General features: G+C 36.8%; 8 protein-coding genes and 1 pseudogene. 3 read left to right on the top strand and 6 right to left on the bottom strand.

The annotated features are described in order from the left end of the window. Positions 1–475: 475 nt before the first annotated feature. Entirely contained in the window at positions 476–3,526 is a 3,051-nt protein-coding gene (locus tag L652_RS0107135) for an immune inhibitor A domain-containing protein (RefSeq protein ID WP_024596927.1), read from the top strand. Positions 3,527–3,561: 35 nt separating this feature from the next. Here L652_RS0107135 and L652_RS0107130 read toward each other — a convergent pair whose 3' ends face one another. The 6 genes from L652_RS0107130 to L652_RS0107105 form a co-directional block, all read right to left on the bottom strand. Next, positions 3,562–4,569 (bottom strand): isocitrate dehydrogenase, encoded by a 1,008-nt coding sequence (locus L652_RS0107130; RefSeq protein ID WP_002960311.1) that lies wholly within the window; start codon positions 4,567–4,569, stop codon positions 3,562–3,564. A 206-nt stretch (positions 4,570–4,775) separates the two neighbouring features. Then, entirely contained in the window at positions 4,776–6,464 is a 1,689-nt protein-coding gene (locus L652_RS0107125) for a hypothetical protein (protein ID WP_024596928.1), read from the bottom strand. A gap of 11 nt (positions 6,465–6,475) precedes the next feature. Continuing rightward, positions 6,476–6,859, bottom strand: a complete 384-nt coding sequence (locus tag L652_RS0107120) for a DUF3192 domain-containing protein (protein WP_024596929.1) — start codon at positions 6,857–6,859, stop codon at positions 6,476–6,478. A 69-nt stretch (positions 6,860–6,928) separates the two neighbouring features. Beyond that, positions 6,929–7,702, bottom strand: a complete 774-nt coding sequence (xni, locus tag L652_RS0107115) for a flap endonuclease Xni (protein ID WP_024596930.1) — start codon at positions 7,700–7,702, stop codon at positions 6,929–6,931. 10 nt (positions 7,703–7,712) lie between these two features. Beyond that, positions 7,713–9,056, bottom strand: coding sequence for a nucleotide 5'-monophosphate nucleosidase PpnN (gene ppnN / locus L652_RS0107110; RefSeq protein ID WP_024596931.1), 1,344 nt, complete (start codon positions 9,054–9,056; stop codon positions 7,713–7,715). A 62-nt stretch (positions 9,057–9,118) separates the two neighbouring features. Further along, complete coding sequence (locus L652_RS0107105; RefSeq protein WP_024596932.1) at positions 9,119–10,654, bottom strand: GGDEF domain-containing protein; 1,536 nt, start codon at positions 10,652–10,654, stop codon at positions 9,119–9,121. A 204-nt stretch (positions 10,655–10,858) separates the two neighbouring features. Between L652_RS0107105 and L652_RS0107100 the strand changes: the two genes are divergently transcribed. Then, a complete protein-coding gene (locus L652_RS0107100; RefSeq protein ID WP_024596933.1) occupies positions 10,859–12,646 on the top strand; it encodes a PDZ domain-containing protein in 1,788 nt (595 codons plus the stop codon). A gap of 219 nt (positions 12,647–12,865) precedes the next feature. Further along, a pseudogene (locus L652_RS01000000123405) lies at positions 12,866–14,845 on the top strand (EAL domain-containing protein); the annotation flags it as partial. Positions 14,846–14,921 lie beyond the last annotated feature (76 nt).

Raw genomic sequence — 14,921 nt, 5'->3', positions numbered from 1 at the left:
GCGCTTTTTTATGCATAAAAAAACCCCCGCGTAGTGCGAGGGTTTTTAAAAAGCAGTATCACCTTTTAATACATCCCCGCTGGGCTTATAACTAAGACCAGTACGAGTACGACTAAAAGATTAATGTGTGTGTTCATAGTTTTTACTCTACTTAGCAAAACACTGCTTTTAAATTAAAGATTTTGTATAGGTTTATTTTTAAGGGTTTTAAGCCTTCATGTCAACCTTGAAAGCTGTTTTTTGCATTTTAAATTCGTTTTGTGGATTTTTTTAATTTAAACCTGCAGAAAGCCTATGTTTAATTGAGTTTACTGGCAGAAATTATGCATTTTAGGTTGTAAGTTCGATTTTAGATATAAAAGAGTGTGAGAGACCATTAGCTTTAATTGCATATGTTAACTATATGTTTTTATCGCATGTTTAAATTTCTATTATTAGGTATGATTGCTACATAATTATGTTTGAGGAAAACACAGTGAAAAAAGTGACGTTAATTGCGCTTTTAACTACGCTATTAAGCCCTATGGTGGCGGCTAATAACTTAAGTCCGCATGATGTTGGTATAACTAACGAAGAGCGTATTTCATATTGGCTTAAAAAAAGAGACCAAATATCTTCAAGTGAGTTAGATAGTTCATTTAAGTCATATATGAGTAACAAAGACGTTGCCAATCACTCAATTAAAAATGGCTTTAGGCAATTTAAATCCTCTTCCAACTTTTTTTCAAACACAAATAAACAACAGGTCGCTTTTTCAACGTCGCTAGTGCCAGATCAAAGCGTTAATGATGTAAAAGTGTTAGGTATCTTAATTGATTTTCCTGATCTTAAACATGACGACAATCAACTTGTAGAGCAAGACACCGACATGTTTTACGCTGATTATTCAACTGAGCACTATCAGCAAATGCTTTTTAATACTCAAGGTTATACAGGCCCTGATGGACAAAGCTTAAAAACGGCTGCTGATTATTATAAAGCGGCTTCGGGAAATAGCTTAAACTTTAGCGGGCAGGTATATGGTTGGGTAACCGCTAATAGCAATGCAAAAATATATGGTGAGCGCCAAGGCAGTACACGGGATATAAATGCGCCCGCTTTAATTAAAGAGGCTGTGGAGAAAGCAGTTGCAAAGTTTAATATTAATTTAGCGGATTATGACTTAACTGATTTAGATGATATTGATGGTGACGGTATCCTTAATGAACCTAATGGCATTATTGACCATGTAATGGTATTTCATTCAAGTATTGGCGAAGAAGCGGGTGGCGGTTACCTAAGCACCGATGCTATTTGGTCGCACCGCTACTATGTATTTGATGAAAATAGCGGGCCGAGCGAGATTGCAGGCAGCAACATTAAGCTCTTTGGTTATACCATTAACCCTATTGATGCCGGGATTGGTGTGGTTGTGCATGAGTTTGGGCATGATTTAGGATTATTAGATGAATACGACTTACAATCTAACACGGTAGGTGAGCCTGTCGCATCTTGGTCAGTTATGTCGACAGGAAGTTGGGCTGGTTCGCCAAGAGGCTCAGAGCCAGTTATGTTTAGCCCTTATGCGCTTGAATATTTACAAAAGCGGTACCAGGGTAACTGGGTTAACCAGCTTACGCTTGATATGGATGAGATAGAGGCTAATTCACAGCAAACATTAATTAATACTGCGAGTACTTCACAACAGCAAAATCAAATAAAAATAACACTACCACCAAGGCTCGAAAAATTTAGGGATCCAGTTGAAGGTGATTTTCAATACTATTCAAATACGGGCGACAATATTAGCAATAGCTTAGTTAATACAATAGCGCTACCAAGCACAACTGAGACACTTACTTTAAGCTTTATTGCATATTACAGTATTGAGCGCGATTACGATTTAGTTCAAGTAAAAGTAAATGGCGAGCCAATCGCGAGTAATTATACGCAAGCGCTTAATCCATACTACGGTGATATTGGTCCGTATATCTCAGGTGATTCATTTCTTAATAGTGATGCTAAGCAACCTAACGGCTATTTGACCCATAAGTTTGATTTATCAGCTTATTCTGGGCAAACAATTGATTTAAAAATTGAATACATAACAGATGCGAACACACATTATTATGGTTTTGTTGTTGATGATATGCGCATTGAGCAAAGTGATACTTTAATTTGGCAAAATAATGCACAAGATCAAGTTCACACTGAGTTTAATGGCTTTGAAAAAGTAGGTAGTTACACATATGCATCGCCATCACATTACTATCTACAACTGCGTTCATACACAGGCGTTGACAGTAGCTTACAAGCTGAGCAGTACTCACCAGGCTTATTATTGTGGTACAGCAATGAATCTCAAGCAGATAATAACACTACCGAGCATCCAGGTAGTGGTTTTGCATTAGTGGTAGATGCCGATCAGCGTTCAATAAATAAGGGCAGTACGCAAACTCCGGCTGCTTCAGCAATTCAAATACGTGATGCTGCTTTTAGCCTATATCAACAAAGGGCAGGGTTAGGTGATGATGATTTATCAGCTATCACCGGGTTTACTGATAAAACCGATTATAGCTTTGAAGCGCAAAAACCATCGGGTGTTGTGCTTCCACAGGTTGGTTTTGGCTTTAATATTATAAGCCAGTCAGCAGACAGTGAAGATATAGAAGTAGAGCTTACTTACGATGTTACTAAGGGAATTAATTTTACTAAAAACGGTTTAACCGTTAATTTTAGTGTAGAAGGTTTTGCACTTACTCCTGCGGACAAATTTACGTGGAGTTTTGACGATGGAAGCTCCAGCACAGAGTTAACGCCTACTTATGAATACCAAGACTATGGCACTTATAACGTTGAGTTTATGGCAGATAATGGTACTTCACAGCAAGTCGCTGTAGCACAAGTTACATTAGTTGAACCATTAACTGTAAATGAAATTGAATATGTAATAAACCAAGGAGCTTTAACAGCTGAGGCATCGCTTACAGGTGGAATCGCACCGTATACTTATAATTGGCAGCTAGGAGATGGAAGTACTTTAGCGACTCAATCGCTTACGTATAATTATTTGTACTCTGGCGATTACCAAGTAACGCTTACAGTGACAGATGACGAAGGCACTGAACAATCAAAAGCGATTGATGTAACTGCTAATGTTCCGCTTAGCATAAACGCAAACGTTACAGTTAGTGATTTAAGCGCACAATTTAATGCCCAAGTAACCGGCGGCTTTAATAGTTATACTTACAGTTGGGATTTTGGTGATGGCAGTGCGTTATCAAATTTACAAAACCCAAGGCATACTTATCAAGCTGACGGGACTTATAACGTAACGTTGAATGTTACTGATACTCAAACCAATGATACTTTTACTCAAGAGTTATCTGCTACTGTACAAAAACAACAAAGTAGTTCGGGTTCAAGTGGCGGATCACTGACGGGTTTATTAGGATTATTACTGTTAAGTTTATTTAGGTTTAATACTAACCTGCATAAATACACTAGGTTAGTAAACGCAGTTAGCAAACACAAAAAAGCCCGCTAAATTAGCGGGCTATTTAAATTAATAACAAATATTAATTATAAACGGTCAATTACTGATTGAGTGAAATCAGTTGTACCGTGGCTGCCACCTAAATCGCGAGTTGTACGGTCGCCTGATTTAATTACATCAGCAACAGCACTACGAATACGCTCTGCAGTATCGCCCATATTTAAATGCTCAAGCATTTGAATAGACGCTAAAATTACAGATGTTGGGTTAGCTAGGTTTTTGCCAGCAATATCTGGTGCACTACCGTGTACAGCTTCAAAAATTGCAGCGTCTTCACCAATGTTAGCACCTGGAGCCATACCTAAACCGCCAACTAAACCAGCACAAAGGTCAGATAAAATATCACCAAATAAGTTAGTCGTAACAATTACGTCAAACTCTTCAGGTGTCATTACTAGCTTCATACATGTTGCATCAACAATCATTTCATTTGATTCAATTTGTGGGTAACGCTCAGCTACTTCACGTGCTACTTTTAAAAACAAACCAGATGTTGATTTTAAAATGTTAGCTTTATGAACTGCAGTTACTTTTTTACGACCTTCGCGTACCGCTAGCTCGTATGCAAAAGTTACGATTTTTTCTGCGCCTTCACGCGTAATTATCGATTTTGCTTGTGCTTCATTACCGTCTTCACTTACTACTTGGCCAGCACCTGAGTACATACCTTGAGTGTTTTCACGAATAGTGATGATATCAATATCGTCGTAACGCGCTTTAGTACCAACAAATGATTTAACTGGACGTACGTTAGCGTATAAACCAAATTGCTTACGAAGTGTTACGTTAATAGATGTAAAACCTTCACCTACAGGCGTAGTTAATGGGCCTTTAAGAGTGATTTTGTTTTTAGCAATTGTATCAACTGTTTCTTGCGGTAATAACTCACCTGTTTTTTCAAGTGCAGCTAGGCCAGCATCAACAAATTCATAATCAAAGTCGCAACCTGCGGCTTTTAATATTTCAAGTGCTGAGTCGATAATGCTCGGACCGATGCCGTCGCCTTTGATCACTGTGATGGTTTGTTTGGCCATTGACTTTTCCTTTAAAGAGTTTGATTTGCACATAAATTATTACTCTGAGAGAGTAACCGCTTGTTAGAACATTTATGTGAACGTGCTTGAAAATTTAAGGGCGCATTTATACCAATTTATCACCCATTTTGCTAGTTTATACAAAAAATACTGGGTATACACGAAAGTTATAATGGGTATAAAGACATAAAATAGCTTCTAATAAACTAAATACTATTAAACAACTCAAGAGATTCTAATTGTTGATAAAAATCAGCTTGGTTATGCCACTTGAGTATTTTTAGCTGTTCATTTAACGTTTGCTGCTGCCACGGAGTTAGCGAAAGTTCTGGTTTAAACACATTTTGAGCAACAACCTTAAGTGTGATCCAAAGTTTATGGGCCTCAGTTAAGTGCTTTTTAGGTGTTTGCTCTGCTTCTAAGAGTGCTGCTGTCCATGGGTTATCACTCAATAAAAGAGTAAGCTGTTGTGTTAGTTGTTCGGTGTTAATTGCATTTACCCCAAAAAAGGAGCAGATAGGGGCACTCAATGTTTTATTTGGTGTGTCGTCAATCAGCGTTTTACGAGAAAGCTGTGTACCGCACTGCGTTAATAAAAAATGGGCGTAAGCGTATAAAGGTAAAGTAATGTGCTCAAACTGGTCATTGTCATTTTTACTAACCAATAAAGCCATTATTTTTACTAATCCATTTAATCTGTTAGTCACGTAGGCTTGCAATGGATGTGGGGTAACATTAACTAATTGTTCAAAAACAACCCGTTGAATTATTGCAGGTGCATTATAATAACCGACCATAGATAAACTATGTTTTAAGTCTTTTGCGGGCTGATGTTCTTTATTATATGGTTTTACTGCCTCGCATAAATTAGCAATTACGAGAGGGTGAGGCGCCATCAGCAGGCTTAATCCTTTATAGCTGTATTCGTGCTGTAACTTAATATTACTTATTAGCTCAAGTAAAGATTGTGCCTTATCAATCTCAAGCTCACTTTGTGGTTTTACATGTTCACTGTTAAATACTTTAAAGCTAATGGTTTTATCAGTGCAATGCCATTGTTTTGGATTATCGTTAAGCGTTGCTTTTACTCTGTACCAGGTTAATTTATTTGGATTTGCTGTACTAATTAAAACATGCCGTTGTTGTGCATCAGTTGCTAAATAAATCATGGTTTGCTCAGCGTATAAAACGCGGCTTCCCGGTAATAATGGCCCTAAATGCGCTATTAGTGATTTAATAAATTGCAGTGCGAACAAGTTAGGTGTGCGAATGTACAAATCGGTAAGTGCTTTATATAAGCTTATATGTTTATTAGCCGTGTTGCTCGTAATGTTCATGCTAATAATATTTGCTAGAGCAATCAGCGTTATGCCCCCATCGTAAAGCATTATTTTAGGAGCACTTACCAATGCTTGTTTATACTTATTTAATTTAGCTAGTAACTGCGTAACAGGTTTTGCTGAATCGCCACTAGCTAACATTACTTTTGCTGCTAACTGATGACGCATTTTCCAAATTTTTTTATCAGAATCTTGAAAAGGTGTTTGCTCGCAAAGCTTGTTTAATTGCGCTCCAACACATAAATGTTCAATGAGTGTAGCGGCTATGTATAGCTCACTTAAGGCACTATTATAATTTTGAGATTTACACAGGGCAGCAGTTATGACGCTCTGACTAACAACTAAATTTGTTGCATAAGAATAACTTGGATTATAAAGCGTTAATCGGGATTGTAATGCGAATGGCTGTTTGCTGTAGAGCACTCTATATTGCTCAGCTAGCTTACTTGCCATTGGATATAGAGCTGTCCATTTTTGTTTATTGTTATAATAACTTAAAAACAGCTGCGTATTATTAAGCAGCTGCTCTAAGGTAGTTGAAACAGCTTCATCCATTAAACCTTCACCTAATTTTGTTCTTGGTATTTATTGTATGCACTCGGGCCCCATAAAAACAGCTGCCCATTTTTAAATAATAGGCCAGTACATTCATCCATAGTGGTAATACCGTCAGATGTTTTATGTTGTGTACGATAAAAAACTATCTGAAATACTTGTTCACCATCTCGTTTGGCATAAGTAAGATCGGGGCTGCCTAAGTAATCAAGAACACTATTTAGTGTTGTTGGCTGCTCAAGTGATAGTTTTTCGATGTAACGTTTATTGAAAGCCTCTCGGTCTTGCCAAATCATAGCTTGAGGATCGTCTTTATAAAAGGTAATCACCAATGCAGCTATCAGTGCATATAGCCCTAAACCTAAAATTAAATATCGGATAAATTTTTTCAATATGGCTTACTCTGACTCCGGTAACTAATATCAGTATACGTTTTGTAATGTTTAGAGGCTATTAACTTGCGACTAATTAAGTCTTAACTGCTTTAAACTAAAACCTAAATTTATATCGGTGCGTAAACTAACCAAGTGCTTTGAAATTACGTACATATCCATATTAGCGGCTAACTTTGCTTTAATACTCGGGCTTAGAGACTCATCTTCGGCTGCTTGTTCAATTGAGTTATAGTTATTAACTATTTGCTGCGCAGATTTAGTACCTATTCCTTTAACTCCCGGAATATCATTTGTTTTATCGCCCGCTAATGCCCAAAAATCAACGAGTTTATTTTGCTCAACACCAAAACGCTCTTTTATACTTGTCTCATCTAAATATAGCTTTTTAAAGTAATCGTAAACTGTAATGTAAGGGCCAATATAAGGTAAAAAGCCTTTATCAGTAGAAACAACAGTGCTCGTTATTTGATTATTTGATGCCTTAAAGGCAAGCGTTGCAATAATATCATCAGCTTCATCGTTAATAGGCTCAAATACTACAATACCTGTTTCTTCAATTGCGGCTTTAAAATGCAATAGAGCATCTTTTAATACTTGGGGCATTGGCGCGCGTGAATGTTTGTAGTCTTTATAAAAATGATAACGCCAGCTTTTGTCACCATCGAACACAGCAATGGCATGGGTTGCATTACTCGTATCTAAAAGCTTTTTACAGGCGTGGGCTACACGTGCACAGCACGTTTGTATCATTTGCTCGTCGCTATGATGTTTTTGATTCGCGTCAACGGCGTAAATGCGCCTAATTAAATTAAGCGCATCTATAAGAAGTAAATGGGGTTTCAAACTATAAAACTCATGCTTTTATTTTGTAACATGGAACATATTTACTACCAGGGAGCTTCATGCGACCTTGAAGAACAAATGCCTGTAATAATTTATCCATATTTGTCATAAGGGCAGGTTCGCCACTTAAAATGTATGGACCGTTTTGTTTAATGGCTCTAACGCCTTCGTCTTTTACATTACCAGCAACAATACCAGAGAAAGCTCTACGCAAATTAGCCGCGAGTAGCTGTTTAGGCTGATCAAGGTGTAAATCTAAACTTGCCATATTTTCATGTGTTGGTGCAAAAGGTTGTTGAAAGTCGTTATCTATTTTTAATGTCCAGTTAAAGTAATAAGCATCACCTTCACTTTTACGGTAATCACGAACATTAGCCATCGATGACTTTAGTTTTTGACCGACTAATTCAGGATTATCAATAATTACTTCAAACTTATCCAACGCTTCCTTACCAAGTGTCATTTCAACGAACTCGCATAGCTCTTTAAAGTACGCCTCGCTTTGTTTGGGGCCTGTTAAAATAACAGGTAAACATTGCTTAGTATTATCTGGGTGCAACAATATGCCTAATAAATATAACAACTCTTCAGCAGTACCTGCGCCACCAGGAAAAATGATAATTGCGTGAGCTGTTCTAATAAAAGCTTCAAGGCGTTTTTCAATATCAGGTAAAATAACGAGTTCGTTTACAATAGGATTTGGTGGCTCGGCAGCAATAATGCTTGGCTCTGTTAAACCTAAGTAGCGATTATCGGTGTTACGTTGCTTTGCGTGGCCAATAGTTGCGCCTTTCATTGGGCCTTTCATGGCACCAGGGCCACAACCGGTACAAATATTTAATCCACGTAAACCAAGTTCGTAACCTACTTGTTTTGTGTACTTATATTCAACCTCGTTTATTGAATGTCCGCCCCAGCAAACAACCATGTTAGGCTCGCTTTTAACACGCAGTGCACCTGCATTTCTGAGCATATCGAACACCATATGGGTTATGGCTTTTTGCTCTTTTAAATCTTTTTCGTATTTTTGACAAATAAACAAAATATCACGAATAACAGAAAATATATGTTCGTGAATACCGGTAATTATTTCGCCATCAACAAATGCGGTTTCGGGTGGGTTTTCAAGTTCAATTTTAATACCTCGTTCGCGGCTTACTAAACGAATATCAAAATCTTTGTATTTGTTGTATATATCGTTACTGTCGTCGGTATGACTACCTACATTGAGGACTGCAAGTACGCAGTTTCTAAATAATTTATAACGCTCACTAGCAGACGATTGCTCTAATAAATCAACTTCTAATTGCGACAGTAAATCTAAAACCCCAGTTGGGTTTAACTGTATTAACATAGACGTGCTCCTACTACTAAATCGTAAAACTACTTGTCATAAAAGTTATAATAGCTATGACATTATTTACTGGTACAAAGTCTATCTCGCCCTGAATTTTTGGCTTCGTAAAGTGCATCATCAGCTCTATCAAATGCCTTTAATAGGGTATCGCCTTTCTTAAATTGAGTTGCACCTACCGAAATAGTGATCTCAATTTGTTTTTCTCTAAATTTAAAAGGTATATTTTTAATTACCTTTCTTACTTTATCCAGGGGTAATGTTGCGTTTTCTAGCGACACACCTGGCATTAATAGTACAAATTCTTCACCGCCATAACGCGCTATAAAATCAGACTTTCTTACCGATTTTTGCAACGCTTTTGATATAACTTGTAAGGTAATATCACCTGCGGTGTGGCCAAATCTATCATTGATAGATTTAAAGTGGTCAACATCAATAACTGCAAGCGTAACATCTGATGGCTGCACATTAAACAAATGCATTTCGTGATTGTAACGTTCGTCAAATGCAGCCCGGTTAGGCAGTTTTGTAAGCCCATCTAGTAAGCTTTTAAAGCGCTGTTCGTTTAAGCGTTTTTTATACGTTGTTAACTTATCTTCTAAAGTAACAATTCGAGTATTTATTTCATTAAAACTAGCGCTAAGCATTTCTCTGTCTTTTCGTTCTAACTTTTCTTTTGCTATAAAATCTTCGCTTATTGATTTTAATTCGTTATCTACGAGTTCTTTTAAAGATGAGATTGATGTAGCTTTTTGCGTTTGCTCATTAAGATTTTTTATTTTTAGTTCAATGCTTTTATTAAGTGAGTCAAACTCAACTTCCATAGACTCAGAGTGCTTGCTAGTTGAGACGATAGAGTTATGAAGATCTTCGAGGGTTTGATTTAATGAAACTAAAAAGCTTTGCGCGGATTTACGCTCTTTACTTATATTTTTTACCACTACATCAATAATACTAATTGCAACATCGAGTAATGAATCGATTGAGTCACTTTCTGTAATATTATTTTTTATATTATTAATTTGTAGCGTAGCTTCTTCTTCAAGTATAAGTTCATTTGCGAGCTCAAGTAGTTTTTTTGCACGCGCCTGTTTTACTGGGCGCTGCTGATCAACTTGAGGGTCTTGCTTGGTAAGCAACGCTTCATGATAAAAGCTAATAAGTTGATCAAGTAGCGGAATGTAACCATGAGTTGAATGAACGTTATTAATCTCGTGATCGAGTAAATTTCTTAGAGTCCTACGAGTATCGTCAGGTAAACCTTTGGTTTTTTGTAATTGTTTACCGGCACTTTGCACACTGTTGTATAAATTACGTTGCTGAGCTTGTTGAATCGATTCTTGGTTTTTAAGTAGGATTAAAGTTTCACTAATAAGGGGAGCAAGGTTTTCAAAACTCATGCCTTTATTAAGCGCACTTCTAAATTTGGCGAGGCGATTATCTAACTCGATATCTAGTCCTTTACAGCTCAACGATAGTTTAGCTGTAAAGTCACATAGAACATCTACTTGATGTTTACGAGCACTCTCAACAGCCATACGCGCATCAATTGCTTGTTTTAGCTTTTTATCTGTTGCGTTAGATCTTTGTGACACCTAAGCATACCGCCATCAAATTAATTTCATTATCTTCAGTTTACAACAAATTTTTATTATGTGTAGTTATCTAGTAAAAAACTTAGAAATTTTAATAAGCTACTACTTATAAACTCGTATATAGGGTCATTTATCGTATTTAATTCACTTTTAAATAGGGGCTTGTTAGTCTTGTAAGCAGTTAAGTTTCCACTAAGAGTCTCTATGAAAAAGTTATTAGCCCTTTCAATTTTAGCTGCATGTTCAGCGCCTGTATTTGCCGATGTAAATTATTCTTTAGAAATCTCGCAACCACAGCATCATTTAGGTGATGTAAGTGTTGAGTTTCCAAAAACAGCGCAAGCACACCTTGATATAAAACTTCCTGCGTGGCGCACGGGTCGCTACGAAATGTTAAATCTTGCAAATGGCATTCGCTACTTCAAAGCCAAAGATGAAGATGGCAAAGAACTAAAATGGGAAAAAATAGATCACAGTACATGGCGTGTACATCTTAATGAACCTACAGAAGTAAATGTTGACTACCAGGTGTATGCAAATGAGCTTGGTAAACGTGCTCGCCACATTGACGACAGCCATGCATTTATAGATGCGTCAGGCTTTTTTATGTTTAGTGAATCATTTCGCCAAGAGCCTGTAACCGTTAATTTAGACGTGCCTAAAAAGTGGCGTTCTGTATCGGGTATGAATAATTTAAAAGGCAAAAATTCATTTAAAGCAGCCGATTACGATGTACTTGTTGATTCACCAATCGAAACGGGTATTAACCAACTACACACATTTGAAGTAGAAGGGCGTGAATACGAGTTAGTTATATGGGGCGATGGTAACTACGATGTAGAGCTAATGCTTACCGATCTTAAAAAATTAGTTGCCACGGGTAATGTAATTTGGGATGGCTATCCGTATGAGCGTTATGTATTTATGGTGCATGCAACATCAGGAGCTGGTGGTGCAACAGAGCATTTAAACTCAACAATTATTCAACGACCACGTGACCGATTTGGTAGCCGCGAAGATTACTTAGGTTTTATTAGCACCGCTGCGCATGAGTTTGTTCATACATGGAATGTTAAAGCATATCGCCCTCAAGGTTTAGTGCCATACGATTACACTAATATGAACTATTCAAAACTGCTGTGGATTGCAGAAGGTTCAACAAGTTACTTTGAAGATCATTTATTAGTGCGCTCAGGCATTCAAACAACAGATGAATTTTTTAAAGTAATGAGTAAAACCATTAACCGTCATTTGCAAACACCGGGCCGTGAAGTGCAAAGCGCAAGCGAAACAAGCTTTGATAAATGGATTAATCAAGGTGGCGATCACGCACGTAACTACAGCACCAATATTTATTCAGAAGGTTCGTTACTTTCACTTGCTTTAGATATTGACTTACTAGAAAAAAGCCAAGGTAAAATAAGCTATCGCGACGTGCACAAAGCACTTTATAACAATCATAAAATGCCCGCTGGATTTACAGATACAGATGTACTTAATATCTTAAAAGATTTAACAGGACGTGATTATTCAAGCTGGTGGCAAGAAAATGTAGAGTCGCCTGCAAGTATTAACTTTGACGATTTACTTACTAAAGTAGGTTTAAAGTTTGAGCGTCCTGAAAAAGCAAAAACACTTGCAAGTATTGATGCTACCGCCAAAAATACAGGTGAATTACTGACGTTAAGTTATGTACGCCGTGGTGGCAGTGCGTGGAAAGCGGGTTTAACTACCGATGATAAAATTGTCGCTATAAACAAACATCACGTAGGTAAAGATTTAAAAACTAGCCTAGAAACGTTTAAGGCAGGCGACAAAGTAACCGTTGACTATCTTCGTCGCGATGCACTTGAAAGCTTAACATTAGTATTATCAGAAGATTTCGATAAGCCTAAAAAAGTAGTTGCTGATAAAGAGGCAACGCCACAGCAAAAAGCACTATTCAAAGCATGGATTGGCGTGGAACATCCAAATGATGTGACAAAAAAATAAATTCAGTTTTTATAGAGTTTAAATACAGTTAACAATTATTAAAAAAGAGCTTCGGCTCTTTTTTTGTTTTTTATAATGGCGTATATAATGTACATGGAAATTTAATATTAAAATTAAATTATTATTTGGTGTTTTTTATTACTAAATAAAATTACTTATGGATATAGCCTCAAAATGAAATTAGACGACGTTGCTTCAGACTTAACCAACTAATTTGTAATTAACGACTATTTGCACCAGTTATTTGATGCGGTAAATGTAATTTCTGTTCAAGGTTATGACAATGAGCGTCGTGTTATTTATGGGAATGAAGGCAGTGTGCGACTTTACGGATACACCAAAGAAGAGGCCATAGGGCAAAAAATAGAAGACCTTATAATTCCAGAATCAATGTGTGAATTTGTAATTGACGCACACAGTGATTGGGTAGAAAAAGACATAGAAATTCCAGCATCCGAAATTACCCTAAAAGGTAAAAATGGCGAAAGTGTATCTGTTTTTTCTAGCCATGTTATGTTTACAAATCAATATAATACAAAACAAATGTATTGCATTGATATTGACTTATCTGAGGTTAAAAAGGCACAAGCAGATGCATCATTTAATGAGGATATGCTAAAAACTATTTTTGAGGCAATTCCTGACTTATTTTTCTTGATGGAAAATGATGGAACTATTATTGAGTATCATGCCAGTAATGAGACCGATCTCTACACCAAGCCAAAGCAATTTATTGGTAAAAAAATGGGTGATGTACTCCCGCGCGCTGTAGCCAAAAAATTTGAAACCTATATCAGCCTCGTATTAGAAAAAGAGCAGATGATGAGCTTTAAATATGAGCTAGCTTTACCCCATGGGCTCGTTTTTTTTGAAGCAAGAATAAATAAAATAACAGAACATAACCAGTTAATGGTTATTATTCGAGATATTACAGAACAGCATAAATCAGATGAACTAATTAGACATCAAGCGTATTACGATAGTCTAACTTTACTCCCTAATCGTTTTTTAGCACTTGATCGTTTGTCGCAATTGCTTATTGAAGTACAAAGAAATAACGAGAAAGCTGCGGTACTGTTTTTGGATTTAGATGACTTTAAAAAAATAAATGACTCTTTAGGCCATGAAACAGGAGACAAACTTTTAATTGAATCAGCGCAAAGGCTACAAGAGGCACTGCGAAAAGACGATACGTTAGGGCGCCTAGGTGGGGATGAGTTTATCGTATTACTACGAGGTATAACTGATCACCATTCTGCTTTAAAAATTACTGAAAAACTGGTCAATAACTTTAGAGCCCCTTTTAAAATTGAGGGCCGAGAACACATACTTACAGCGAGTATTGGTGTAGCCATATACCCAGAAAATGGTAATACAGTAGCTGATTTATTACGAAACGCTGACACTGCAATGTATCAAGCAAAATCATATGGCCGTAATACTTATTCATTTTTTACTAAAAAAATGAATGTAATTATTCAGCGCCGACTAGTAATAGAAGAGCAGATGCGTGGCGCCCTTGAGCGTAATGAATTTGAGTTATTCTACCAGCCCCAATTTGACGCCAAAAATAAACACATCATTGGTGCAGAAGCGTTATTACGCTGGCATAACCCTGTGCTAGGTAATGTAACACCCGATGAGTTTATACCTATTGCCGAAAATACAGGATTAATTGTACCTATTGGCAAGTTTGTAATTAGCCAAGCATTACACTTTTTAAACACATGGCAAAGTACCTGTAAACGCCAACAAAAATATACAATGGCTGTTAACTTATCTCCTCGCCAATTTAGAGACGTAGGGCTGCTCAGTTTTATTCAAAACTCATTGAGTGAAGCAAACGTAAACCCCGAAAGTTTAGAGCTTGAAATAACTGAAGGTGTATTGATGAGTTGCCACACTAATGTTGTTGATATACTGACTGAAATTACTGCATTAGGCATTAACTTATCAATGGATGACTTTGGTACAGGTTATTCATCATTAAGTTATTTGAGAGAATACCCTTTTAATGTACTCAAAATAGATAGAAGTTTTATTGACGGTATTGTACTAAACAATGAAGATTGTAATCTCGTAAAGGCAATTATTGCCATGTCGCACAGTTTAGGGCTGACAGTGGTAGCCGAAGGCGTAGAAACAAAAGAGCAGCTTACTTTATTGAACGAATTAGGCTGTGATTTTATGCAAGGTTTTTAGTTTAGTAAACCCATACCAGCAAAACAGTTTCTTGATTTTTCGATGAATTTTGATAAAAAGTAAGATTAAACAC

Source organism: Pseudoalteromonas sp. TB25 (assembly GCF_000497995.1).
In the GTDB taxonomy this organism is placed as follows: domain Bacteria; phylum Pseudomonadota; class Gammaproteobacteria; order Enterobacterales; family Alteromonadaceae; genus Pseudoalteromonas; species Pseudoalteromonas distincta.
Note: the sequence above shows the minus strand (reverse complement) of the source record. Positions and strands in the feature narration are given on the sequence as shown.